The organism is Williamsia sp. SKLECPSW1 (genome assembly GCF_054332755.1).
On record NZ_JBTGLI010000001.1, the window covers coordinates 2197902 to 2222600 of the forward strand.

Genomic DNA, 24699 nt, shown 5'->3' on the forward strand with positions numbered 1-24699 from the left:
CGAGCGGGGTGAGTCCTACTGTGCCAGCTTGCCGGCGAACGTGGTGACACGCTGGGCGAGGTGCTCGAGCGCCGCGACGGTCTCCGGCGCGAGGTCCTCGGTGTTGTTCGGACCGGTGACGTGGCCGACGCCGTAGGGGTTGCCGTCGGCGAACTTCAGACCGTCGGTGTAGCCGGGTGCGACGATGATCCCGCCCCAGTGCATGAGCGTGGTGTACAGCGCCTGCAGGGTGGTCTCCTGGCCGCCGTGCAGCGTCTGGCTCGAGGTGAACGCCGCGTACGCCTTGTTCGCGAGCTTGCCCTGCGCCCACAGCCCGCCCAGGGTGTCGATGAAGGTCTGGAACGGGGCGGCGGTGTTGCCGAAGCGGGTGGGCGATCCGAAGATGACGCCGTCGGCCCACTCGATGTCCTCGCCGGTCGCGGCGGGCAGGTCCTTCGTCGCCTCGTAGTTCGCGGTCCAGGCGGGGTTCTCGGCGAACACCGACGGGTCGGTGGTCTCGGCGATGTGCCGCACGCGGACCTCGGCGCCGGCGGCCTGCGCGGCCTCCTCGAGCTTCTTCGCCATCGTCGTGCCGTGGCCGGTGGCGGAGTAGTAGATGATCGCGAGCTTCGTCATGGGTCCTCGTCTCTCCTCGAACGTCGTGCTGTCCTCTACGACGCTACCGAACATGATTGCGCTGTCAACTACATGCTCTAGACTGGCGGACATGGACGAGGTGCGGTGGCTGACCCGGGACGAACAGCGGGCGTGGCGTGCCTACCTCGACTCGACGCGACTGCTCATGCAGCGTCTCGACCATCAGCTCCAGCGCGACGCGGGGATGTCGCTCACCGACTACGAGCTGCTGGTGACGCTCGACGAGTCACCCGACCGGCGGATGCGCATGTCGTCGCTCGCCGATGCCACGATGGCCTCACGTAGCGGTGTGACCAGGGCGATCAATCGGCTCGTCGCGCTCGGATGGGTCGAACGCAAGCCCTGCCCCGACGACCGCAGGGGCCAGCTCGCCGAGCTGACGGAGGCCGGGCGCCGGAAACTCGTGGAGACGAGCCCGGGGCACGTGACGGCCGTGCGCAGCCACCTCTTCGACTGCCTCTCCCCGCGTGACACCGATCGGCTCGGCCAGGTGTTCGGTGAGGTCCGTGAGCATCTCACCCAGTCGGGTTCGACCGTCGCGAAAGTTGAAGAGTCAACGATGTCCGGGTGACCGACCCGGCCAGTCGGACGCTGGGTCGGCGTCGATCTTGGCGACGATCCGCCGCAGTTCGGCGATCTCGTCGGGTGTGAGTGCGGCGAATCCTGCAGGCGCGGGATCAGGGGTCGTCATGGCCGCGTCCAGGGCTGCGTACCCGTCCTCGGTGACGGAGACGATCTTGCGCCGTCGGTTGTCGGGGTCGACGTGACGTGCGACAAGCCCGTCGCGCTCGAGTTGGGTCACCGCGACCGAGGCGGCGGGCGCGTCGATGCCGACGGATTCCGCGAGTTCGGTGATGGACCGCGAGCAGGCAGCCACCCGACGCAGTAGACGGATCTGGTTGAACGCCAGACCCGTCCGCTCGGTGACCGCACGCTTCCAGGTGCCGCGGTTGTCGACGACGAAGTGCGCCATCGCCTGCCACGCCTCGTCGGCAGGTGTCGCGTCCGGGTGGACCGACCGGTCCCTCTCCCGCACCATGTCAGACCGTCTCGGGAGTCCGTGCGGCCGGCGGCGTCCCGACGGCCTCGTCGCCGAACAGGTACTGGATGCGGTCCGTCGTCCGGCCCGCCCACGCCGTGGTGCTGATCAACCCGAGTGCGGAGATCACGACGGCGAACCCCGCGGTGATCCACCACAGCGGCCGGATCGCGTCGGTGAAGGTGGTGCCCGTCGCCGCGATCGCCGACCCCGCCACCGAACCGCTGATCGCGACACCGAGGCTGACGCCGAGCTGGCGGCTCGTCGAGGCCACGGCCGATGCGGCGCCGGCACGTTCGCGGGGCATGCCGCTGACCGCTGACGTCGTGATGGGGGCGTTGACCAGGCCGAACCCCATGCCGAACAGGAAGAACGTCGCGAGCACCTGCCAGATCGGCGTCGTCGGGGACAGCAACGTCAGCAGCACCGATCCGATGACGAGCAGGACCCCTGCCGTCATCAGCGAGGGCCGCGTGCCGTGACGTCCGACGAGACGCCCCGACAGCGGCGAGAAGACCAGCGTGGCCACGGCGATCGACAGGTACATGGTCCCGGCCTCGATCGCCGAGAACCCGCGCACCGTCTGCAGGTAGCTCGACATGAGGAACAGGAACGCGCCGTAGGCGGCGAACGCCATGATCCCGACGACGGTGGCCGTCGAGAACGGTGCGCTGCGGAAGAAGCGGACGTCGATGAACGGTGTGTGGTGTCGCAGCTCCCAGGCGATGAACCCGATCAGACCGGCCACGCCGACGCCGAACAGTGCCAGGGTCCGGGTGTCGGACCATCCCATCTCCGGGCCCTCGATCAGTCCCGAGACGAGTGTCGCCATGAAGAGGATGCCGAGGACCTGGCCGACGGGGTCGAGCCGTCGGACCTCACTCGCCTTCGACTCCGGCACGAAGATCGCGGCGAGGACGATGGCCGCGGCACAGATCGGCAGGTTGATCCAGAACACCGACTCCCACCCGAGGGTGTCGATGAGGACGCCGCCGACGATCGGCCCGAGCGCCATCGAGATGCCGACGACGGCGCCCCACACCCCGACCGCCTTCGCGCGTTCCTGCTTGCCGGTGAACACCTGGGTGATGATCGACATCGCGACCGGGTTGAGCATCGAGCCGCCGATGGCCTGCAGGAACCGTGCGCCGATGAGCATGTCGACGCTGGTCGACAGGCTGCACAGCAGCGACCCGACCGCGAAGACCGTCAGGCCGATCTGGAACACCCGGCGCCGCCCGAACCGGTCCGCGGTGGCGCCCGAGAGCAGCAGCAGGCTGGCGACGGTCAGCGTGTAGATGTCGATGACCCACTGCAGTCCGGACACCGAGGCACCGAGGTCGCGTCGGATGTCGGGGAGTGCGACGTTGAGGATCGTCACGTCCATCGACACGATCAGCAGGCTCAGGCAGCAGGTCGCCAGGATGATCGTCTTCCGGCGCGCGTCGAGTTCTTGGCCCATGGCAAACATTGTGAAACTACAAGTGTTCGCCGCGCAACACGGACAGTGCTTCGTCACACCGACACGTCGGACGTCCAGATCTGTTCGCCGGCGTCGTCGCGACGGCCTGTCGGGACCAACCCGATGGACGCGGCGACGCGCTCGGACGGCGTGTGGCCCGCGGCGATGTGCGCGACGAACCGCTGCGGGTGGAATGTCTCGGCGAGGTGGTCGACGAAGGCGCGCATCATCTCCGCGGCGACACCGCCACCCTGGTGGTCCGGGTGGACCGTGTACCCGACGACGCAGTCGTGTGCACCGTCGTCGCTCGTCGTCACCGTGCCCTGGCAGTGCCCGATCAGCTCGCCGGTGTCCCGCCGTCGGACCACGTGATTGATCCAGGGTCGCTGCGGGTCCGGGGACCCTGCGAGCCACCGTTCCACCCGGCCGCGGGCCTCCGCGCGGTCGGCGGGTGCGTCCCCGATCACCGAGTACAACTCGGGGCGGAGCACCAGTTCGACGAAGTCGTCGACGTCGTCCGCACACACGGGGCTGATCGTCAGGCGGGCGGTGCGGGTGATCACGGCGGCCTCTCGCGACGGGGCGGGGTGGTGCCCGCATACGGTAGGCCGCACGAGGATGTGCGGCAGTGAGGGGCGGACACGGACATGGCGGGAGCTCTCGACGGGATCGTCGTCGCCGACTTCAGTCGGGTCCTCGCGGGGCCGTACGCCACGATGATGATGGCCGATCTCGGTGCGGAGGTCGTCAAGATCGAGCGGCCCGGGACGGGCGACGACACCCGGTCGTGGGGGCCGCCGTTCGTCGACGACGAGAACGGTGCCCCGATGGCCACCTACTTCGCGTCGGTGAACCGCAACAAGCGATCTGTCGCGCTGGACCTCGCCACCGACGAGGGGCGCGATGCCGCCCGCGCGATCGTGGCCGGCGCCGATGTCGTCGTCGAGAACTTCCGGTCGGGGACGATGGAACGCCTCGGACTCGGTTACGACGATCTCGTGACGGTCAGGCGCGACCTGATCTATTGCGCCATCACGGGTTTCGGCCGCGACGCCGGTGCGGCCATCCCCGGCTACGACCTGCTCATCCAGGCGATGAGCGGGCTGATGAGCATCACCGGTGAGATCGACGGACCGCCCGTCAAGGTGGGTGTCGCGGTGGTGGACGTGCTCACCGGGGTGCACGCGATGGCCGGGATCCTGGCCGCGCTCCGGCACCGCGACCGGACGGGACAGGGTCAGCGCATCGACCTCGACCTGTTCTCGGTCGCGCTCGCGTCGATGTCGAACCAGACCACCGCCCATCTCGCCGCCGGCGTCGTCCCGACGGCCATGGGCAGTCGGCATCCGAGCATCGTCCCGTATGAGGTCCTGCCGACCGCCGATCGCCCGATCGCGATCGCCGTCGGCAACGACGTCCAGTTCCGCCGGTTCGCCGCGGCGATCGGTGCGGCAGATCTGGCCGACGACGACAGGTTCCGCACCAACAGCGACCGCGTCGCCCACCACGACGATCTGATCGCCGCGATCGTCCCGGCGCTGGCCCGGAGCGGAGCCGACGAGTGGTTCGAGGTCCTGACCGCCGCGGGCGTGCCGGCCGGTCCGATCAACGACATGGCCGAGGCGTTCGCCTTCGCGCGATCGGTCGGGATCGAACCGGCGATCGGTGTCGACGACGGTGCCGGTACGACGGTCCGGAACCCGATCGGCATGTCGGTGACCCCACCGACCTATCGCACCCCGCCGCCGTCGCTCGGTGAATCGGACCGCGACGCAGAGGGATCCGAGCGGAGGAGCCCGTAGGCCACGACGTCGTGCCGGATGCCGTGGTTGCCCAGGTGGGCCTCGCGGAGCACGCCCTCCTGCGTCATCCCGCACCGCACGGCCACGGTTCGCGACGCGGTGTTGGTCGCGAAGGCATCGAGCGCGACGCGGTGCGCACCGATCGTCCACGCGTAGTCGATGAGCAGACGCGTTGCGCGGGTGGCGATCCCGCGACCTCGCGCCACCGGCGACACCATGTACCCGATCGCGACGACATCGCTGTCCTCGTCACGGATCCGTAAGTGGCACGTGCCCAGGAGAGCGTCGTCCTCCTCGGTGATCGCCACCACGAACCCCGGCCACACCTGCGCGGACGCGCGGTCGACGAACTCGACGGCGTCGGAGCGGCTGTACGGACTCGGCACGGTCGTGAACAGTTGCGACTGCTCGTCGTCGGCGCATGCGAACACCGCGTCGACGTCGGACAACTCCAGGGGGCGCAGCCACACGACCCCGTCGGTGAGCGTGGGGATCTGCTGCGGCCAGTCGAGGGTCACGGTGTCCCTCCGTGCCGTCGCAGCGCCCCCAACAGGTCGTCGACGACGGGCTCCTCACCCGCGCGTCGACGGTCACCGGGACGTCCCCGGACGATCCCGCAGACCGGGACCCGCAGCCGTCCACTGCTCTCGCGCAGCCGTGTGATGGCGGGCACGTGGGGCTCGTCGTAGAGCACGGTCCAGGCATCCGGGCGGTTGACGAGTTCCAGTGTGGCCGTGTGGTCCGCGGCGACCGGATCGCCGAGGCGCGGTGCGAGCCCGGCGTCGCCGAACGCGGTCTCGACGATGCCGTGGAGCAGCACCTGCTGCCGTCGCGGGGGCAGCAACAGCGGGAACCGCGCGAGTTCGTCGAGGTCGACGGTCTCCCGACCGGCCAGGGGGTGACGACGGGAGGTCGCCACCACGAGGTCCTCCACCCACAGCCGGTGGACGTCGACCCGGGGATCGGCGAGTTCCCCGCGGATCAGGGCGACGTCCACGTCGCCGGAGACCACGGCGTCGACGCGTTGGCTGAAGTCCTTGATCACGAACTCGATCTCGACGTCGGCGTGCTCCTCGCGCACGTCGGCGATCGCGGCCAGGGCGCGCTCGGCGAAGGACATGTTCGCCGCCAGTCGCACACGCGAGGCGCGTTCGCGCACCACCACACGGGCCCGATCGGTCAGCTCGAGGATCTGTTCGGCGACCGGCAACAGACGACGTCCCGGCTCCGTCACCGAGACCGACCGCGTCGACCGCTCGAACAGGGACACGCCGAGGTCGCTCTCCAGGCGTGCGATCTGGTGGCTCACCGCCGACTGGGACATGAACAGCCGTTCGGCCGCGCGGGAGAAGCTCAGATCGTCGCACACCGTCACGAAGGCGGTGAGTTGTCGCAGCTCCATCCGTCGAGCCTAGCGATTGATCGAATTCATCGATAGATGTCATCGGGAGAATGCGCTGGTGCCGGGGATGATCCGTCTCGATCATGGTCGTTGTCGATGACAGAGAGTTCTTCCGATGGGGAGATCGTCGTCCGACGCGAGAGGAGCAGGTGATGAGCGCACCGCAGTACGACGTGATCGTGGTGGGGTCGGGTTTCGGAGGTGTCGCCGCCGCCCGCCGGCTGACGCGGTCGAAGAAGTCCGTGCTCATGATCTCGGCGGCGGCGCAGTACGTGTTCCAGCCGCTGCTGTACCAGGTCGCCACCGGTGTCCTCGATCCCGAGACGGTCTCACCCGAGGTGGACGACGTCCTGTCCGACCGGATCACGGTCGTCGAGGGACGCGTCGTCGCGATCGACCCCGACGCCCATCGCGTCACCTACCGTGCCGAGGACGGTGAGCGGGAGGTCGGGTACTCGTCGCTGATCGCAGCCACCGGTGCGTCGCAGTCGTATTTCGGGCGCGACGAGTACGCCCATCGCACCTTCTCGTTGAAGACCCGCGATGATGCCGTCCGGCTGCGGGAGCACCTGGCCCACAACTTCACCCGCCCCGACGATCGGGCCGCGTCGAACTACGTGGTGGTCGGCGCGGGTGCGACCGGTGTCGAGCTGGCCGGCGAGATCGCCGGTCTGGCCCGTCGCCACCAGCGCACGGACGTCGCGATCACCCTGGTGGAGGGCGTCGACGAGGTGCTGCCGGCGTTCGGCGGCCGTCTCAGCCGGTACGCGCGCACCGCGGTCGAGCGGGCCGGTGTCGAGGTGCTCCTGAAGTCGCTGGTCACCGACATCGAGGACGGCGTCGTCACCATCGACATCGAGAAGGGATCGGCCACACGGAAGATCGCCGCGGACACCGTGATCTGGGCGGCGGGTGTCGCCGCGTCGCCGTTCGCCGGCGTCCTGGCCGAGGCCACGGGGTGCTCCACGGACCGCGCGGGTCGCCTCGAGGTGAACCCCGACCTCACGGTCGGTGGGTACGCCGACATCTTCGCCGTCGGTGACATGACGACGCTGAACGGCTACCCGGGACAGAGCCCGGTCGCCATGCAGGAGGGCCGGCACGCGGCCGACACCATCACCCGCACGATCGGACCCGGCACGCCGTTCCGGTACCTCGACAAGGGCAGCATGTCGATCATCGGACGCGGCAAGGCTGTCCTGCAGTCGCCGGTCCGGTTCGGACTGACCGGTCTGCCTGCGTGGGCCGCCTGGCTGGTCGTGCACCTCTACTACCTCGCGGGGATGGGCAACCGCATCGAGGCGGTCGGACGCTGGATCGGCGCCTACGCCACGAACCGTCGGCCCGGCATGAGGGCCGCGCAGCGGTCCACCCACCGCGAGGTCGACCGCATCGCCGGGTGACCTCAGGACTCGGCGGCGGCCAGCCCGGCCTCCGTCTCCTGCGCCGCCTCGACCCGCGCGGCGTGGAAGTCCTTCGACCGGATGAGGACGGCGGAGCAGATCGCCGCCGCCACCGCGATCCCGACCGCGATGAGCAGGATCAGGTCGAGCGCGTCGGCGTATCCGCGTCCGGCGCGCTCGGCGACCATCTGTCGCAGGGGCGCGGGGACCGAGGAGATCACCTGTCCGGCAGCGCCGTTGGCGACCGCGTCGCCGATCTCCCGGCCGCGACCGGCCAGCGGCGTGCCTGCCAGCCCCTGCTGCACCTCGGAGCTCAGACGTGAGGCCAGCAGGCTCCCGAGCAGCGCGACGCCGGTGGCGATGCCGATCTGGCGGAACGTCGAGTTCATCCCGGACGCCATACCCGCCCGCGACTGCTCGACGACCCCGACGGCGGTCGACGCGAGCGGCACGTTGATGAGACCCGTACCGATGCCGGCGACGATGAACCCGGGGATGAACTGCGTCCACCCGCCGGTCGGGTCGGTCCCGCGCATCAGCAGCAGGCCGACGGCGACCAGCACGAAGCCGGGTGTGATGAGCCAGCGTGCGGGCACCTTGTCCGACAGACGGCCCGCGACCGCGGCCGCGACGAACACCAGCCCCGAGAACGGCAGGAAGTACAACCCTGCCTGCAGTGCGGAGTAGCCCATGGTCCCCTGCAGGTAGATCACGATGTAGGTCAGCAGCGAGAACATCGACGCCGAGATCCCCCACGCCGCGATGAGCCCGCCGGTGAAGGTCGGGACGCGGAACAGCGACGCGTCGACCATCGGCTGGGCGACCGTCCTCTCCACCGCGGCGAACACGATCAGCAGCACCGCGGCGGCGATCAGCGACCCTGCGACCGGCAGCGAGCCCCATCCGTCGGCGTGGCTGCGGATGAGCCCGAACACCAGGAAGGCCAGTGCGGCGCTGAAGGTGATGCACCCGAGCCAGTCGATGCGGTTGTCGCCGGGCGCCTTGGACTCGTCGACGCCGACGATCGTGATGATCAGCGCGATCACGCCGACGGGGATGTTGACGAAGAAGATCCAGTGCCAGGAGAGTCCGGTGGTCAGCACGCCGCCGAGCACGGGGCCCACGGCGACCGACACGCCGGTGACCGCGCCGAAGACACCGAACGCGACGCCGCGCTCGCGCGGGGCGAACGCCTGCGCCAGCAGCGCCAGCGAGGTGGCGAACATGATGGCGCCTCCGACCCCCTGTGCGGCGCGCGCGACGATCAGCACGGTGATGTTGGGCGCCAGGCCGCAGGCCAGCGAGCCGAGGGTGAACACGACGACGCCGGTGGCGAAGACGATCTTGCGGCCGACGATGTCGGCGACGGTGCCCGAGGTCAGCAGCAGCGCGGCGAGTGTCAGCGCGTAGGCGTCGATCACCCACTGCAGATCCGACAGGTCGGAGTCGAGGTCCTTCTGGATGTCGGGGAGCGCGACGTTCACGATCGTCACGTCGAGCAGGAGCATGAAGACGCCGGTGCACACGGCGGTCAGGGTCAGCCACTTACGGGCCATGGTGCCTCCAGGTCTGAGTGCGTGCTCAGAAAAGATCGCACATTCTGAGTGGATACTCAAGAATTGACTTCCGATGGGTATCGTGGCCGCCATGGCACGGCGCGGCAGACCTCCGGCGATCGGACGTGACGAGGTGCTCGCCGCCGCACTCGCCGTTCTGCGGGAACGCGGCGTCGCACGTCTGACGACCCGTGAGATCGCCGCGCGCGCACAGGTTTCCGAGGGGTCGATCTTCTATCACTTCACCGATCGCCGCGGTCTGCTCGCCGCGGTCTTCGACGAGGCGCTGCAGCCGCTGTTCGCCTTCAAGAACGACCTCGACGCCGGCGCGGCGACCAGCCTCCACGACGTCCGGCACGTGCTCGAGCAGTATGTCGAGGCGATGCGCACGTTCCTCGACGACGGCCTGGAGGTGCTGGTGGCCGCGCACGGCGACGCCCAGGTCCGCGACGACGTCGGCGCGGTGGTGACGGCCAACGACTTCGGGCCGCACCGCGGCGTCGCGGCGATGACGCGGTACTTCGACGACCTGCGGGAGAGCGGGGTCGTCGCCGAGGGCGTCGACACCCGCACCCCGGCATACCTCATGGTCAGCGCGACGTTCCTGCGTTCCGCGCAACCCAAGCTGTTCGGCCACGACACCGGGATCCCGCCGATGGGCGACGTCATCGACGCGGTCGTCTCGCTCCTCGGCTCGGCATCGTCCCGCGATGTCGTCGCGCCCTCCGCGTCGGCACCGATCCACGTCGCCGACGAGTCCGCCGCGCCCGAACTGGTGGTGTTGCAACGGTGTTGCTGGGTGCAGGAGGCCGTCGCGAACGACACGCTCGACATCCCCCCGTTGCACGAGACCGTGGACGACGTCCGCCGGTGGTTCACCGACTGGACGGTCCTGACCGTGCGAGACGGGCCCCGGCTCGTCGGCGCGGTGCGGGGACGGCTGGTGGGGGACACCTGGGAGATCGGTCGGCTGATGGTTGCGCCCGACGCCGCGGGGCGAGGGCTGGGACGTCGACTGCTGGCCGAGGCCGAGCGGGTCGCACCGCTCGAGGCCCGAACCCTCGAGCTGTTCACCGGGGCGGGCAGCGATCGCAATCTCGCGATCTACCGGCGGGCGGGGTACCGCGTGGTCGACGACGACGAGGCCCCGACCGGTGTTGTCGTGCTGCGCAGGTCGCGAGGCGACGTCCCCGAATCCGCGGACCGCTAGCCGAGGACCTCCTCCGCGCGGGCGTACTTCTGTTCCACGGCGTCCTTCACCGGCCGCCACCAGGCCTCGTTGTCGCGGTACCACTCGATGGTGGCGCGCAGGCCGGCGTCGAAGTCGGTGTAGCGCGGGGTCCACCCGAGTTCGCTGCGCAGCCGCGTCGAGTCGATCGCGTACCGCATGTCGTGCCCGGGGCGATCGGTGACGTGGTCGTAGGCGTCCGCGGGCTGCCCGAGGATCGTGAGGATCTTCTCCACGACGGTCCTGTTGTCGGTCTCACCGTCGGCGCCGATGAGGTAGGTCTGCCCGATCTCGCCGCGCTCGACGATCGTCCACACGGCGTCGTTGTGGTCGTCGACGTGGATCCAGTCGCGCACGTTGGCCCCGGCCCCGTACAGCTTCGGTCGCGCCCCGCAGAGCACGTTGGTGATCTGGCGCGGGATGAACTTCTCCACGTGCTGGTAGGGGCCGTAGTTGTTCGAGCAGTTGGAGAGCGTGGCCGCCACCCCGAACGACCGCACCCAGGCACGGACGAGCAGATCACTGCCGGCCTTGGTGGAGCTGTAGGGACTCGACGGGTTGTACGGCGTCGCCTCGGTGAACCGTGCGGGGTCGTCGAGGTCGAGGTCGCCGTACACCTCGTCGGTGCTGATGTGGTGGAACCGGGTGTCGTGCCGCCGCACCGCCTCCAGCAGCGTGTACGTCCCCACCAGGTTGGTCTGCACGAACGCCGACGGGTCGGCCAGCGAGTTGTCGTTGTGGGACTCCGCGGCGAAATGCACCACGAGATCGGCGTCGGCGACGAGACGGTCGACGAGATCGGCGTCGGCGATGTCCCCGGTGACGACGTCCACACGGTCCGCGACGGAGTCGAGCGTGTCGGGGTTGGCGGCATAGGTCATCTTGTCCAGCACCGTGATCCGGACGTCGGGCCGCTGCGACACCGTACGGAGCACGAAGTTCGCCCCGATGAAGCCGGCGCCGCCGGTGACCAGAACACGCATGGGGCGACGATACCGGCGTGCCCGACACCGCGCGCCGCGGCGATGTCGGCCGCGCACACGACACGCGGACATCTGCCCGGCTGTTCTAGGCTGGCGGCCATGCGGGGAATCATCCTGGCGGGTGGCACGGGGTCTCGGCTGCACCCGATCACGCTCGGCGTGAGCAAGCAGCTCGTCCCGGTCTACGACAAACCGATGATCTACTACCCGCTCTCGACCCTGCTGCTGGCCGGGATCCGGGACATCCTGGTGATCACGACGCCGACGGATGCCCCGTCGTTCCACGCGCTGCTCGGTGACGGGAGTCAGTTCGGCGTCGACATCTCCTACACCGTGCAGCCCTCGCCCGACGGACTGGCGCAGGCCTTCGTGCTCGGCGCCGACCACATCGGGAACGACTCCGTCGCATTGGTGCTGGGCGACAACATCTTCTACGGCCCCGGGTTGGGGAACCAACTGATGCGGTTCAGCGACGTCGACGGCGGCGCGATCTTCGCGTACTGGGTCGCGAACCCGTCGGCTTACGGCGTCGTCGACTTCGACGACGACGGCAAGGCCGTTGCGTTGCAGGAGAAACCGGAGAACCCACGATCCAACTACGCGGTGCCCGGTCTGTACTTCTACGACAACGACGTGGTCGAGATCGCGAGGAACCTGACGCCCAGCGCCCGGGGTGAACTCGAGATCACCGACGTGAACGCGACCTATCTGAGCCAGGGGCGGTTGTCGGTGCACGTGCTGCCGCGGGGGACCGCGTGGCTCGACACCGGGACGTTCGCCGACCTGCAGGACGCGGGCGCGTTCGTGCGGACCGTCGAACAGCGGCAGGGTCTGAAGATCGCCGTGCCCGAGGAGATCGCCTGGCGTCGCGGCTTCATCGATGACGACGCGCTGCGCGCCCGCGCCGAGACGCTGCGGAAGTCCGGCTACGGCGACTACCTCCTCGGCCTCCTCGCACGGGGGCGGTGAGACGTGGAGATCCGCCCGCTGTCGATCGACGGAGCCTGGGAGGTCACGCCGAGACAGCACGGTGACCCCCGCGGGGTCTTCCTCGAGGCGTTCAGGGCCGACGCACTCCAGCAGGCGACCGGTCGTCGTCTCGATCTCGCCCAGGTGAACCTCTCGGTGTCGGCGGCGGGAACGTTGCGGGGTGTGCACTTCGCGGATGTGCCTCCGGGACAGGCGAAGTACGTGGTGTGCCCGCGTGGGGCGGTCCTCGACGTCGTCGTCGACATCCGCGTCGGGTCACCGACCTTCGGGAGATGGGACTCGGTGCTCCTCGACGACACCGACCGTCGCGCGATCTTCCTCTCCGAGGGGCTGGGCCACGCGTTCTGCGCCCTCGAGGACGACAGCACCGTCACCTACCTCTGCTCGACGGGCTACAACCCGACGGGGGAACACGGTGTGCACCCCCTCGACCCCGAGATCGGCATCGTGTGGCCGACGACCGCGCGCGACGGCTCCCCGATGGAGTTCCGCCTGTCGGAGAAGGACACGGCCGCGCCGACGCTCGCGCAGGCGCGCGAGTCCGGACTGTTACCGACAGCGGAGTCGGTCACGAGTTTCTTGCGAAGTCTCCGCATCGACTGAGCCGGTGGCCCCGGTCGCGACGTGCGTGGCAGTGTGGTCGACATGAAGGACGACGTCGAGAGCATCTCCGAGGGTTCGGACAACGAGTACAGCTACGACCCGGACGACCAGTTGCAGTACGAGGACACTCTGGACGACCCGGACGTGGAGGACATCCTCGACGAGGGCATCTCCCCACCGGAGAAGCCCAGCCCGGCCACCCGGTACGGCGTCACCGCCGAGGAACAGCGTGAGGGCGAGTCGCTCGACCAACACCTCGCCGAGGAGGAGCCCGACCCGGCCTCCGAGGTCGCGTTCCACGAGGACACCGCGCGGCGGGTCCCCGAGAACGACGACGAGATCACCGAGGACATCGACGAGATCGAGGAGTACGACCCCGAGACCGGTGGCGAGCGCTCGGGTCGGCTCGTCGGACCCGACGGCGGCGTCGATCACACGACGCATCAGGAGGTCGCCTCCGACGTCGGCATCGACGGTGCGGGTGCGTCGGCGGAAGAGGCTGCGGTGCACGACGTCCCGTCCGACCGTCTGCCCTGACCCCCACGCCCCCGAGCGTGCCGGAACCGCCCGCCGAGCGGGCGGGTGGGTCAGGCGTCGGGGAGGTCCGGGAGGTCCGTCTCGTACAGCCACTCGTCCCACAGTTCGCTCAGCGACAGGTCCGTGTGGCGGGCCGCGACACCGATCAGATCGTCGGTGGTGACCGAGCTGTAGCGGTACTCGTGCGTCCAGTCGCGGAGCAACGTGAAGAACGCGTCGTCGCCGATCGTCAGCCGCAGCGCGTGCAAAGTCAGCGCGCCCCGCTTGTAGACGCGGTCGTCGAACATCGAATCCGGCCCCGGATCGGCGAGGACCAGGTCCTGTCGCTGGTTTGCGAGCCGCTTGTGATGGCTGCGTGCCAGGGAGTCGGCGGTCTCGTCGCCGGCACGCTCGGCCCACAACCACTCGCTGTAGCAGGCGAATCCCTCGTGCAGCCAGATGTCGCGCCAGCGCGTCAGCGTCAGTGAGTTCCCGAACCACTGGTGGGCCAGTTCGTGCGCGACCAGACGCTCCGAGCCGCGTCGGCCGTCGCAGTGGTTGGCGCCGAACGTCGACAGTCCCTGTGCCTCGATGGGGATCTCGAGGTCGTCGTCGGTCACGACGACGGTGTACTCGGGGAAGGGGTAGGGGCCGAACATGTCGCAGAACGCGGCCATCATGTCGCCCTGACGGCCGAAATCGTGGTCGAACGTGTCCGACAGGCGTGACGGCAGGACCCCGGTGATCGGGACCGGCTTGCGGGACAGATGTTTCTTCTCGTACGGGCCGATCGCGACGGTGGCGAGGTAGGTCGCCATCGGCTCCTCCTGCTCGTACACCCAGGTCGTCATCGCGGCCTTCGTGCGCTTGTGGACGAGCGTCCCGTTCGCGATCGCCGTGTACGGCGACTCCGTCGTGATGGCGATGCGGTAGGACGCCTTCGACCCCGGGTGGTCGTCGCAGGGAAACCACGACGCCGCGCCGTTCGGCTGGTTCGCGCACAGTGCGCCCTCGGTCAGTTCCTCGAAACCGACCTCACCCCAGGGGCCGCGGATGGGTCGGGGGGATCCGCCGTACTTGATCTCGACGGTCATCGCGGCGCCGGTCGGCAGGGCGTGCTCCGGCGTGATCGACAGCTTGCCCGACCGGTGTGAATATCGCGTCGCCCGTGACCCGTTGACGCTGACCTTCGACACCGACAGGTGGTGGGCCAGGTCGACGGTGAACCGCCCGACGTGGGCCACCGCGGTGGCGGTGAGGGTCGCCGTGCCCGACAACCGGTTGCTCGCGACCTTGTACTCGAGGTCGAGGTCATAACGGCTGACGCGGTACCCGAGATTGCCGTTGGAGGGCAGGTACGGATCGATGCCGTCGGTGGGGTCGCCCAGCAGGGGACCGCCGTTCGTGGACGAGCCACGTTTGTGGGACTTGCCCGGCACCGATCCTCCGCTCGCCGGCCGAGATGCTGTGAGCCACGACGTTACCCGCCGGTCGGTACGGCCGCGGGGTGGGCGCCCGTCCCCCCTAAGCGGACCGCGGACCGGTTAGGCTTTCTCCTGTCGATGCCGCACGGTAGCGTTCGAGACAGCTCGAGTCCGACCAACCGGACATCGCCACATCACCCTCGAGAGGACCTCAGCATGGATTCGTCACGGAGTCTCACGTCACTGGTCGCCCGGGTGATCCTCGGGATCATCTTCATCATGCACGGGTGGCAGAAGCTGCACACCAACGGAATCGGCGCCACCGAGAAGTCGTTCCGCGCGATGGACGTGCCCTTCCCGGAGTTCAGCGCGCACTACGCGACGTGGGTCGAGTTCGTCGGCGGCATCCTGCTGATCGTCGGCGTCCTGGTCCCGCTGGTGTCGATCCTGCTCATCATCGACATGGCGGGCGCGATCATCAGCGTCCACGCCGACAACGGCTTCTGGAACAACGACGGCGGCTACGAGTTCCCGCTCGCGCTGATCGCGGCGCTGGTCGCCGTCGGTCTGGTCCACACCGGACGCACCGGTGTGGACGGGTACGTGATGAACCGGCGGCGCGCCCGCACGTAGGCCGTCAGGGCACGAAGACGATCCGTTCGCCCGGACCCACGGGACGGTCCCACGCGTCGGTCACCTCGGTGAGGGGTACCTCCACCGGGGTGATCGGCACCGATCCCTCCCGGATGAACGCGGCGATGTCGGGGACTGCCCGACGGATCTCGCCGACCGGCACCGAGCCCACCCCGCTCCCGACGATCTCGAGGCGGCTCGAGCGCAACGCGGCCGAGCGGATCGGTGCAGTCGTGCCGGCGGTCGAGCCGATCTGGATCCAGGTCAGTCGCACCGACCGGTCGGGACGGGCGGTGACGAGGTCCGCCATCCCTCGGGCGGTGGGTTCACCCCACACGTAGTCGAGGACGACGTCGACCTCGGCCGCCTCGGCGAGACGGTCCAGGGTCAGGACGCGGTCGGCGCCGACGGCGACGAGGTCCGCGAGCCGGTCGGCGTCGCGACCCGCCGCGATCACCTCCTGGGCACCGAGGTGCCGTGCGACGGCCAGCGCCGCCCGGCCGGCGTTGCCGGTGGCACCCAGCACGAGTACCCGACTCCCCGCCGCGACCGCGGCGCGGTGCCGCAGGGCGATCCACGACGACATCGTCGCGTTGAACGAGGCGGCGACCGATGCCGCGGCGGTGTCCGACGGGAGCGGGGTCAGCGCACGGCGGTCGACGAGTGTCCGCTGCGCCATCGATCCCAGGGTGGTCCCCTCGAAGAGGGCGAGGTGCAGCGCGCCGGTCTCGTCCCGGACGACGGCATCGTGACCCGGGACGCGGGGCAGCACTCCCGAACTCGTGTAGTGCGATCCGGCGGCCTGGGACCGGACGCGGGGGTAGAGCGCGGTCGCGACGACGTCCACGACGACCTGGTCGTCGGATGTCGGGACCGGTTCGGGGTGCTCGAGGTAGCGAGGCGGACGGTCGAACTCGGTGACGACGGCTGCGTACATGGCCACTCCTGATGATTCGTAGTACGAACTAGTGCACGTCCACTATGATTCGTGATACGAACTATGTCAACGGGGGAATCGACGCCGAGGAGGGTGCCGTGGACGCCGCCGAACCGCGCACCGCGGAGGACCGGTTGGTCGATGCGCTCGCCCAGACGGCGCTGACCATCACCTCGGTGCTCACCGCGGTCGCCGCCGCCCATGACATCTCGCTCACCCAGCTGCGCGTGTTCGGCATCCTGCGTGACCGCACACCCCGCATGGCCGAGTTGGCCGCGTACATGGGTCTCGAACGCTCCACGCTCACCGGCCTCGTCGACCGTGCGGAGGACCGTGGACTGCTGCGTCGCACGCGCAGCACCGAGGACCGTCGTGCGATGACCGTGGAACTCACCGACCGGGGCAGGCAGCTGACCGTCGCCGTGTGGGACGACGTCCTGGCGGGCCTGCTCCCCGTCTACGAGCACCTCGACGACGACGATCGCGCAGCCCTCGCCGGCGCGCTCGAACGGATGCTGGCGCCGATCACCCTGTGACGGGGCGTCTCACTTCCCCGACCAGGGTGCGATGGGGTTGCCCTGCCAGCGGGTGTGGGCCGGGACGACGTCGCCCCGCATCACCAGCGACGCCGGGCCGACGGTCGCCGACTCCCCGAGCCCGGACGCCGGGAGTGCGACGCAGTGCGGCCCGAGAGTGGCGCCGGCGGCGACGGTCACGGTGTCCATCGCCATGACGCGGTCGTGGAAGAGGTGGGTCTGCACGACGCAGCCGCGCTGCACCGTCGCCCCGTCGCCGAGTGTCACCAGGTCGGCCTCCGGGAGCCAGTAGGTCTCGCACCACACCCCGCGCCCGATGGTCGCGCCGAGCATCCGCAGCCAGAGGTTGAGGATCGGGGTGCCGGTCGCGGCGTTGGCGAACCAGGGGGCGGCGACGGTCTCGACGAAAGCGTCGGACAGTTCGTTGCGCCAGACGAACGAGCTCCACAGCGGATGCTCGCCGGTCGAGATACGACCGACGACAAGCCATTTGGCCGCGGCGGCGATGCAGCACGCCGACGCCCCCGCCACCAACAGCACCAGGCCGCTCACCAGTCCCGCGACCCAGAACGACGACTGCGAGGCGATGTACTGCAACCCGATCAGCACGAACAGACCCAGCCCGAAGCTGATCATCACCGGTATCAGCCGCAGCGTCTCCACGGCGGCACGCGCGACCTTGAGGCGGGCCGGCGGGTCGAAGGTGCGGGAGCTGTCGGTGTCGGCGACGGCGCGACGCAGGCGGACCGGGGGACTGCCCAGCCAGCTCGTCCCCGACTTCGCCTTGTCCGGCGTCGCCGACAGCACCGCGACGACGCTGTTCTTGGGCACCTTGCGGCCGGGTCCGGTCATACCCGAGTTGCCCAGGAACGCCCTCTTGCCGACGCGGGCCTCGTCGATGTGGACCCACCCACCGCCGAGTTCGTACGACGCGACCATCGTGTCGTCGGCGAGGAACGCGCCGTCGCCGACGGAGGTGAACTTCGGGATGACCAGTGCGGTGCTGATCTCGGTGCCCTTGCCGATGTCCGCGCCCAGCAGGCGGAACCAGACCGGTGTCAGCAGGCTCGCATAGAGCGGGAAGAGGTAGGTCCGGGCGGAGTCCATCAGCCGCTCCGTCGCCCACACCTGCCAGCCGACGCGGGATCGCACCGGGTGGTGGCCCTGCCGCATCCCGATCGCCAGTGCACGCACACCGAGTGCGGTGACCACGGCGAACACCAGCAGGCTCGTCGCGGTCGCCGCAGGCAGCAGGATCACTGCCCGCACGGCGACGTCGCGGAGGCGGTCGGCGTCGACCGCCCAGCTCGCGACGACCCCGAGTCCCGCGGCCAACGCGGCCAGGGGCACACCGGCCAACACCAGCGACGTGAGTCCGTACACCGGTACCCACCAGCTGCGGCGTGGCGGGCGATCCGCCGGCCAGTGCGCGACGGCCTTGCCGACCTTCACCGCCGGTGACCCGGCCCAGCGTTGGCGGGCCTTCACCTTGCCGATCACGGCCGACCCCGGATCGACGATGGCGTCGCGACCGACCCGGGCGCCGGGCAGCAGCGTCGACCGTGCCCCGACCGTCGCGCGTTCGCCGATCTCGATGTCACCGATGTGCACGACGTCGCCGTCGATCCACCAACCCGCGAGGTCGACCTCGGGTTCGACGGAACACCCGTCGCCGAGCGTCAGCATGCCGGTGACCGGCGGGAGCGTGTGCAGGTCGACGCCGTGCCCGATCTCGGCGCCCAGGGCGCGGGCGAAGTAGATCATCCACGGTGCACCCGCCAGGTTGGCGGCGCCGCTGGCCTCGGTGAGGCGTTCGGCGAGCCACAGGCGGAGGTGGACGCCACCGCCGCGGGGGTGGCGTCCCGGTCGGACACCGCGGAGCAGCACCCGACACCCGACGACCGCGATCGCCATCCGGCCGACCGGGGTGATGAACACGACGAACGCGGCGAGCAGGACCCACCAGTTCACCGAGATCAGCCACGGCGCATCGGTGAACCGGGCGGCGACGTTGTTCGCGACGCCGAGCCAGGTCGCCCACTGCAGTCCGGTCAGGGTCGTCAACGGCACCGACAACAGCATCTGGGCGACGCCGGTGATCCGCGGAGTGGGTTGCACCGTCCGCGCCTCGACGTCCTCCCGCGGCCCCGCGTCGTCGAGCATGGCCGCGAGAGCACCGAGGCGGGGATGGTCGTACAGATCGGCGACCGTGACCTCGGGGTGGCGCTCCCGGAGGGCGGTGACCAGCTGTGCCGCGGCCAACGACCCGCCGCCCTCGGCGAAGAAGTCGACGTCGGCGTCACCGATCACGACGCCGAGCACCGCGGTCCACCGGTCGGCGACCCAGCGCTCGGTGGCGGTCAGATCGTCGTCGCCGTCACCCCCGGCCGGGCCGGGCAGCGGCCAGGGAAGCGCGGCGCGGTCGACCTTGCCCGATGTCCGGGTCGGGAGTTCGTCGACGAGGGCCAGACGCGGCACCATCGCCGCGGGGAGATGCTCACCGAGGAGGTCGTGGGCGGCCTCGACGTCGAAGTCGGGGTCGGTGGAGACCAGGTAGCCGACGAGCACGGAGTTGCCGGCCGCGGTCGTCCGCACGGCGGCGGCCGCGCCGCCCACGCCGGGCAGATGCTGCAGGGCGTTGTCGATCTCGCCGAGCTCGATGCGTCGGCCACCCACCTTGACCTGGTCGTCGGCACGTCCGGCGAACACGAGGCCCTCGGGGTCGAGGCGAACGAGATCGCCGCTGCGGTACGCACGATCCCAGCCGAGGCTCGGCATCGGGGAGTACTTCTCGGCGTCCTTGGCCGGGTCGAGGTAGCGGGCGAGGCCGACGCCGCCGATGACGAGCTCACCGGTCTCACCCTCGGCGACGGGTCGGCCCGACGGGTCGACGACGGCGAGGTCCCAACCGTCGAGCGGCAGTCCGATCCGCACGGGGCCGCCACCGGTCAGCGGCGCGGCGCACGCCACCACCGTCGCCTCGGTGGGGCCGTAGGTGTTCCACACCTCGCGGCCGGGCACGGCGAGGCGTTCACCCAGCTCGGGTGGGCATGCCTCGCCGCCGAAGATGAGCAGCCGGACGGCCTCGAGCGCCTCGGCCGGCCACAGCGACGCCAGCGTCGGGACCGTCGAGACGACCGTGATGTCGCGGGCCACGAGCCACGGCCCGAGGTCCATGCCGCTGCGGACGAGCGATCGGGGTGCGGGGACGAGGCACGCGCCGTGCCGCCAGGCGAGCCACATCTCCTCGCACGAGGCGTCGAAGGCGACGGAGAGTCCGGCGAGAACGCGGTCACCCGGCCCGATCGGTTCGTCGCGCAGGAACAGTCGCGCCTCGGCGTCGACGAACGCCGCTGCGTTGCGATGCGTCACCGCAACGCCTTTCGGGGTTCCCGTCGACCCGGATGTGAAGATCACCCAGGCGTCGTCGGACGGTGTGGGCGCCAGCCCGGCCACATCGGGTTCTGCGGGGGCGACCCGTCGGCGAACTGCCGGAGCCCGGTGCAGCCCGTTGGCGTCCACGACGGCGGCGACGCCTGCCTCGCCGAACACCAGATCGGCGCGTTCGTCCGGGTCGTCGACGTCCACGGGGACGTAGGCGGCACCGGCCGCGAGCGCGGAGAGGATGGACAGGTACAGCGACCGCGAGCCCGACGGCATCCGGATACCGATGCGGTCGCCACGGGCGATGCCCTGGGCGGCCATCCAGAGCGCGCCCTCCTCGACCGCCTCGACGAGTTCGGCGTAGGAGAGGACCGCCTCGCCGTCGTCGACGGCGGGTGCCTGTGGGTGGGCGTCCGCGGTCGCGCGCAGGACGTCGACGAGCGTGCGGGCGACGGGCGCCGCTGCCGAGGCCAGGAACTGCGGGGGTACAGGCGGGTGGGAACCCGAGGGGGTCGGGTGTTGGGACGGTGTGGCGGTGACGTCCACCGGTGTCCTTCCGCTTCTCGTGCCGACTACCTGCGCGACTCTGCGCCGTGAGAGTTTCCCATCACCCGCGCACCGGTGCCGACACGGGCACTCCGTCGGGGCAGGCCGGGCCACCGTCGCCCACCTCGGTGATGTGGACAACGCGCGGTCCGGAATCGGCGAAGTGTCACAAAACGGGTGTGACAGAGAGCTGATCCAGGCACTCTGGAGAGGAGTCCGGTCTGTCGTGTCGGGGAGTACGCGACGGGCCGGCGAGGGTGACCGTGACCATCGGTCCTGGTCACCGACGTGTGACGGCGCCGGACGTGGCAAGCAACGTGCGCACCCGCGGGCCGTCGAGACGCCGGAGGAGGACTCCTGATGCCGGTGATCACCCATGACACGGTCAGCCGCGGTTCCTACGCGTTGTGGTTCGGCAGTCGCCTCCTGGTGCGCCCGATCCTCAAGTACTGGCCCCTCACCGCGCCGACCATGCGATATCTCCACCTGGTCGACAAGGCGCTGGCCCGCGGGCCGCGACCGAAGGGTGTCGTCGGCGAGCCGATGGAACTCGCCGGCCGTCCGGCGGAGTACATCGTCCCGTCGGGGCCGAGTGGTCGCGACAGTGACACCGCGATCCTGTACCTGCACGGCGGGGCCTTCGTGGTGTGCGGGCTGGCCTCGCACCGCGCGGTCGCGTCCCGGTTGTCCCGGGCGTCCGCGCTGCCGGTCTTCTCGCTGGCCTATCGCCAACTGCCGGAGGCGGGTGTGGGCACATCGGTCAACGACGCCTACATGGCCTACCGCGAACTCATCATGGAGCGTGGGTACCGCCACGTCGTCGTCGCCGGTGACTCGGCCGGTGGATTCCTCGCACCGAAGGTCGTCGAGCTCGCGGCCGCGGACGGCCTCCCCGGCCCGGACGCGTTCATCGGGTTCTCTCCGCTGCTCGACCTCGATCTGGCCTCGAACCCCGATCGCAGCAGTCGGAGCGACGCGTACCTGCCCAAGTCCAAGATGGCCGAACTGGCACCGCTGTTCGATCGGGGGCCGATCGAACTGCGTGGCGTCCGGCGGATCGCCGACATCCCGACGGGTGACCTCCCGCCGACGCTCATCGTCAACGCCACCGACGAGATGCTGGAGGCCGACATCATCGAGCTCGTGGAGTCGATCGACGCCGCCGGTGGGGAAGCGGTCTGCCATCGCTTCCGGTGGCAGGTGCACGCGTTCCCGGCGCTGAACTCCCGACACCCCGAGTCGCTGGAGGCCATCGCCCTCGCCGCGGACTTCGCGGCCGAGGCGGTGCGTTCGTCCCGCGCAGCGGAGTACGGCGCCGCGCGGGGGAACGTCGGCTGAGCTGACCCGCTCCGCACGTGCGGTCGCGGTGAGATGATGCGCGGGTGCGGTCGCGGCAGAAGATCATCGACGCCACGCTGGACCTGATCGGGTCGGGCGGCTTCGACGCGGCGTCCATCGCGGCGGTGGCCCAGTCCGCGGAGGTGTCCCGGCAGACCGTCTACTCCATCTTCGGTACCCGGGAGCAACTGATCTCCGATTCCGTGGCCGAACTCGTGCGCACTGTCTTCGACGAGATCCACGGTGTGACACCGGCGTACCCCGGTGTGGCCGGTGAAGTCGTCGCCATGGTCCTCGGAGCTCGCGCGGTGGTGCGGGAACACCCGGTGCTCGGCGTGCTCATGGGGCCGTCCGGCCAGAATCCGCTCTTCGATCCCGGGATGGTGGGGCGCGCGCGACCGGTCACCTGGGAGCTGTTCTCGCCCATCAGGTCTCGTCATCCGGAGCTCGCCGATCACTGGGACGACGTGGTCGACATCGCACTCGCGGTGGGACTGTTCAGCGTGTTCTTCGAGGACCCCGCCCGTTCCGACGACGACCTGGCGGCGTTCCTGATGCGATGGCTCGCGCCGGCGTTCGACGCCTGGGACACCACACGACGAAATTGACACTCGACCCCATATCTGTCTAGTTTCTGCCGTGGCGTAGGTCACTGACGACTCGGGGGTGTGCAGGTGGGTGGATTCGGCCGCAGGACGTTCATGGCGGGTGCCGGTGCGGCGGCGGCGACGGTCGCAGGCGCGAGCGTGGCGGGCCGGGTGGCGGCAGAACCCACCGCATCCCGCCCGGGGCGGATCCCGGTACGACGCGAGGACCATCGGGTGGTCGTCATCGGGTCGGGCTTCGGCGGTGGCGTCACCGCGCTGCGACTGACACAGGCCGGCGTGCCGGTCACGATGCTCGAGCGAGGCCGCAGGTGGGCCACCGGTCCGAACGCGAACACCTTCGCCGAGCCGACGTCGCCGGACAAGCGGATGCTCTGGTACCGATCCGCGCCGACCCTGTTCGGCAGGCCGCTCGTCGTCGACCCGTACGTCGGTCTCATCGAAGCCGTTGCGGGCGAGAACATGTCGGCGCTGTGCGCGGCCGGCCTCGGTGGTGGGTCGCTCGTCTACCAGGGCATGACGTTGCAGCCGCTCGAGTCCGTCTTCTACACGCAGTTCCCGTCGCGGATGGACTACGGACTGCTGGCGCGGACGTACTACCCGCGTGTGGCGCGGATGCTGCAGATCGAGACGGCGCCGGACGCGCTGATCGACTCACCGGAATACCTCGCGCCGAGGGTGTTCCGCGACCACTGCCTGCGGGCCGGCCTGCCGGTGTCGAAGATCCCGATGCCCATCGACTGGAGTTACGCGCTCGCCGAGAACCGCGGCGAGATGCGTCGGTCCTACACGAACGGCATGGGTGCGCTCGGGGTGAACAACGGCGGCAAGCACAGCGTCGACGTCACCTACATCAAGCAGGCGGAGGCCACCGGTCGACTCGATCTGCGACTGCAGCACGAGGTCACCGACGTCGTCGCCGAGCGCGACGGACGCTGGACGGTCCGCGCGAACCGCATCTCGTCGTCGGGACAGACGCTGGAGACCGTCGAGATGACGACCCGCGCGCTGATCATGGCGGCCGGGACGATGAACACGTCCAAGCTGCTCATGCGGGCACAGGCGCACGACACGATCCCTGATCTGCCCGCGGGTCTCGGGACGGGGTGGGGCTCCAACGGCGACCGGATCTACACCTGGACCGATCCCGCCGACGCGATGGGCACCCAGCAGGGCGGCCCGGTGGTGTTCGGCAGCCTCGACTGGTCGGGTGATCCGCAGAAGGCGACGACCGTCATCCAGGCGTCCATCCCCACGTTGGGCACGGACCCTCGGACGACGATGATGGTGGGATACGGGGTCAGCGACGCCCGCGGGAAGTTCGTGTGGGACCGCGCCCAGGACCAGGCGGTGCTGCGCTGGCCGCGCAACGGCGACCACGTCCTGCAGGACACCCGCATCGGACCGCTGACGCGGAAGATCGCCGGACCGTCGTCGTTCCTCTTCGACACCTTCGTCCCGTATCCGTCGACGTGGCACCCCCTGGGTGGCGCCCCGATGGACGTCGTCTGTGACCTGCAGGGGCGCGTCAAGGGTCACCGCGGTCTCTATGTGCTCGACGGTGCGCTGATGCCGGGCAACACCGCGGCCTGCAACCCGTCGATGACCATCGCGGCGATCGCCGAATGGGCGATCGACCGGATCATCCCGGAGGATGTGGGGTCCGTCTTCTGAGT

23 protein-coding genes are annotated in these 24699 nt (G+C 69.8%); 12 read left to right on the plus strand and 11 right to left on the minus strand.

Annotation, left to right across the window (positions count from 1 at the left end; genetic code table 11):
• Positions 1–15 precede the first annotated feature (15 nt).
• Positions 16–615 carry an NAD(P)H:quinone oxidoreductase gene (gene wrbA / locus ACXVUM_RS10270; protein WP_458521686.1) on the minus strand — a complete coding sequence of 200 codons (600 nt, stop codon included), beginning with the start codon at positions 613–615 and terminating at the stop codon, positions 16–18.
• 91 nt (positions 616–706) lie between these two features.
• On the opposite strand from wrbA, the gene ACXVUM_RS10275 reads away from it, so the two are divergent.
• Positions 707–1207: a MarR family winged helix-turn-helix transcriptional regulator gene (locus ACXVUM_RS10275; protein WP_458521687.1), complete on the plus strand. Its 501-nt coding sequence runs from the start codon at positions 707–709 to the stop codon at positions 1205–1207.
• On the opposite strand, the gene ACXVUM_RS10280 is transcribed toward ACXVUM_RS10275, so the two are convergent.
• From ACXVUM_RS10280 to ACXVUM_RS10290, 3 genes are read right to left on the minus strand one after another with little or no spacing between them, the layout of a single operon-like run.
• Positions 1190–1675 carry a MarR family winged helix-turn-helix transcriptional regulator gene (locus ACXVUM_RS10280; protein WP_458521688.1) on the minus strand — a complete coding sequence of 162 codons (486 nt, stop codon included), beginning with the start codon at positions 1673–1675 and terminating at the stop codon, positions 1190–1192. The genes ACXVUM_RS10275 and ACXVUM_RS10280 overlap by 18 nt on opposite strands.
• Position 1676: 1 nt before the next feature.
• Positions 1677–3137, minus strand: a complete 1461-nt coding sequence (locus ACXVUM_RS10285; RefSeq protein WP_458521689.1) for an MFS transporter — start codon at positions 3135–3137, stop codon at positions 1677–1679.
• A gap of 53 nt (positions 3138–3190) precedes the next feature.
• Positions 3191–3700, minus strand: coding sequence for a GNAT family N-acetyltransferase (locus tag ACXVUM_RS10290; RefSeq protein ID WP_458521690.1), 510 nt, complete (start codon positions 3698–3700; stop codon positions 3191–3193).
• An 84-nt stretch (positions 3701–3784) separates the two neighbouring features.
• Between ACXVUM_RS10290 and ACXVUM_RS10295 the strand changes: the two genes are divergently transcribed.
• The gene (locus ACXVUM_RS10295; RefSeq protein ID WP_458521691.1) at positions 3785–4939 is read left to right on the plus strand and encodes a CaiB/BaiF CoA transferase family protein; all 1155 of its coding nucleotides are present in this window, start codon (positions 3785–3787) and stop codon (positions 4937–4939) included.
• On the opposite strand, the gene ACXVUM_RS10300 is transcribed toward ACXVUM_RS10295, so the two are convergent.
• Positions 4867–5457, minus strand: a complete 591-nt coding sequence (locus ACXVUM_RS10300) for a GNAT family N-acetyltransferase (protein ID WP_458521692.1) — start codon at positions 5455–5457, stop codon at positions 4867–4869. The two genes, ACXVUM_RS10295 and ACXVUM_RS10300, sit on opposite strands and share 73 nt — an antisense overlap.
• Positions 5454–6341 carry a LysR family transcriptional regulator gene (locus tag ACXVUM_RS10305; protein ID WP_458521693.1) on the minus strand — a complete coding sequence of 296 codons (888 nt, stop codon included), beginning with the start codon at positions 6339–6341 and terminating at the stop codon, positions 5454–5456. The genes ACXVUM_RS10300 and ACXVUM_RS10305 overlap by 4 nt, the downstream gene beginning before the upstream one ends.
• Positions 6342–6493: 152 nt before the next feature.
• Between ACXVUM_RS10305 and ACXVUM_RS10310 the strand changes: the two genes are divergently transcribed.
• Positions 6494–7744 (plus strand): NAD(P)/FAD-dependent oxidoreductase, encoded by a 1251-nt coding sequence (locus ACXVUM_RS10310; RefSeq protein WP_458521694.1) that lies wholly within the window; start codon positions 6494–6496, stop codon positions 7742–7744.
• Positions 7745–7746: 2 nt separating this feature from the next.
• Here ACXVUM_RS10310 and ACXVUM_RS10315 read toward each other — a convergent pair whose 3' ends face one another.
• Positions 7747–9300, minus strand: coding sequence for an MFS transporter (locus ACXVUM_RS10315; protein ID WP_458521695.1), 1554 nt, complete (start codon positions 9298–9300; stop codon positions 7747–7749).
• Between the two features lie 91 nt (positions 9301–9391).
• Here ACXVUM_RS10315 and ACXVUM_RS10320 point away from each other — a divergent pair, with 91 nt between their 5' ends.
• Positions 9392–10510: a GNAT family N-acetyltransferase gene (locus ACXVUM_RS10320; RefSeq protein ID WP_458521696.1), complete on the plus strand. Its 1119-nt coding sequence runs from the start codon at positions 9392–9394 to the stop codon at positions 10508–10510.
• Here ACXVUM_RS10320 and rfbB read toward each other — a convergent pair.
• Positions 10507–11511 carry a dTDP-glucose 4,6-dehydratase gene (gene rfbB / locus ACXVUM_RS10325; protein WP_458521697.1) on the minus strand — a complete coding sequence of 335 codons (1005 nt, stop codon included), beginning with the start codon at positions 11509–11511 and terminating at the stop codon, positions 10507–10509. The two genes, ACXVUM_RS10320 and rfbB, sit on opposite strands and share 4 nt — an antisense overlap.
• A 99-nt stretch (positions 11512–11610) precedes the next feature.
• Here rfbB and rfbA point away from each other — a divergent pair, with 99 nt between their 5' ends.
• From rfbA to ACXVUM_RS10340, 3 genes are read left to right on the plus strand one after another with little or no spacing between them, the layout of a single operon-like run.
• Positions 11611–12480: a glucose-1-phosphate thymidylyltransferase RfbA gene (rfbA, locus tag ACXVUM_RS10330; protein ID WP_458521698.1), complete on the plus strand. Its 870-nt coding sequence runs from the start codon at positions 11611–11613 to the stop codon at positions 12478–12480.
• A gap of 3 nt (positions 12481–12483) precedes the next feature.
• Positions 12484–13104 carry a dTDP-4-dehydrorhamnose 3,5-epimerase family protein gene (locus ACXVUM_RS10335; protein WP_458521699.1) on the plus strand — a complete coding sequence of 207 codons (621 nt, stop codon included), beginning with the start codon at positions 12484–12486 and terminating at the stop codon, positions 13102–13104.
• Positions 13105–13146: 42 nt separating this feature from the next.
• Positions 13147–13641, plus strand: coding sequence for a DUF5709 domain-containing protein (locus ACXVUM_RS10340; RefSeq protein ID WP_458521700.1), 495 nt, complete (start codon positions 13147–13149; stop codon positions 13639–13641).
• 50 nt (positions 13642–13691) lie between these two features.
• On the opposite strand, the gene ACXVUM_RS10345 is transcribed toward ACXVUM_RS10340, so the two are convergent.
• Positions 13692–15059: a M1 family metallopeptidase gene (locus ACXVUM_RS10345; protein WP_458521701.1), complete on the minus strand. Its 1368-nt coding sequence runs from the start codon at positions 15057–15059 to the stop codon at positions 13692–13694.
• 201 nt (positions 15060–15260) lie between these two features.
• On the opposite strand from ACXVUM_RS10345, the gene ACXVUM_RS10350 reads away from it, so the two are divergent.
• A complete protein-coding gene (locus ACXVUM_RS10350; protein ID WP_458521702.1) occupies positions 15261–15677 on the plus strand; it encodes a DoxX family protein in 417 nt (138 codons plus the stop codon).
• A 4-nt stretch (positions 15678–15681) separates the two neighbouring features.
• Here ACXVUM_RS10350 and ACXVUM_RS10355 read toward each other — a convergent pair whose 3' ends face one another.
• Entirely contained in the window at positions 15682–16614 is a 933-nt protein-coding gene (locus tag ACXVUM_RS10355) for a quinone oxidoreductase family protein (protein WP_458521703.1), read from the minus strand.
• A 98-nt stretch (positions 16615–16712) separates the two neighbouring features.
• Here ACXVUM_RS10355 and ACXVUM_RS10360 point away from each other — a divergent pair, with 98 nt between their 5' ends.
• On the plus strand, positions 16713–17150 hold the full coding sequence (locus ACXVUM_RS10360) for a MarR family winged helix-turn-helix transcriptional regulator (RefSeq protein ID WP_458521704.1): 438 nt from the start codon (positions 16713–16715) through the stop codon (positions 17148–17150).
• A 9-nt stretch (positions 17151–17159) separates the two neighbouring features.
• Here the strand turns inward: ACXVUM_RS10360 and ACXVUM_RS10365 are convergent, their stop codons facing one another.
• Positions 17160–21080 carry a Pls/PosA family non-ribosomal peptide synthetase gene (locus tag ACXVUM_RS10365; protein WP_458521705.1) on the minus strand — a complete coding sequence of 1307 codons (3921 nt, stop codon included), beginning with the start codon at positions 21078–21080 and terminating at the stop codon, positions 17160–17162.
• Positions 21081–21440: 360 nt separating this feature from the next.
• Here ACXVUM_RS10365 and ACXVUM_RS10370 point away from each other — a divergent pair, with 360 nt between their 5' ends.
• The 3 genes from ACXVUM_RS10370 to ACXVUM_RS10380 all read left to right on the plus strand — a co-directional run bounded on the left by ACXVUM_RS10370 (position 21441) and on the right by ACXVUM_RS10380 (position 24697).
• On the plus strand, positions 21441–22418 hold the full coding sequence (locus tag ACXVUM_RS10370; RefSeq protein WP_458521706.1) for an alpha/beta hydrolase: 978 nt from the start codon (positions 21441–21443) through the stop codon (positions 22416–22418).
• 44 nt (positions 22419–22462) lie between these two features.
• Positions 22463–23026: a TetR/AcrR family transcriptional regulator gene (locus tag ACXVUM_RS10375; protein WP_458521707.1), complete on the plus strand. Its 564-nt coding sequence runs from the start codon at positions 22463–22465 to the stop codon at positions 23024–23026.
• Between the two features lie 66 nt (positions 23027–23092).
• On the plus strand, positions 23093–24697 hold the full coding sequence (locus tag ACXVUM_RS10380) for a GMC oxidoreductase (protein WP_458521708.1): 1605 nt from the start codon (positions 23093–23095) through the stop codon (positions 24695–24697).
• The last annotated feature ends 2 nt before the right edge of the window (positions 24698–24699 follow it).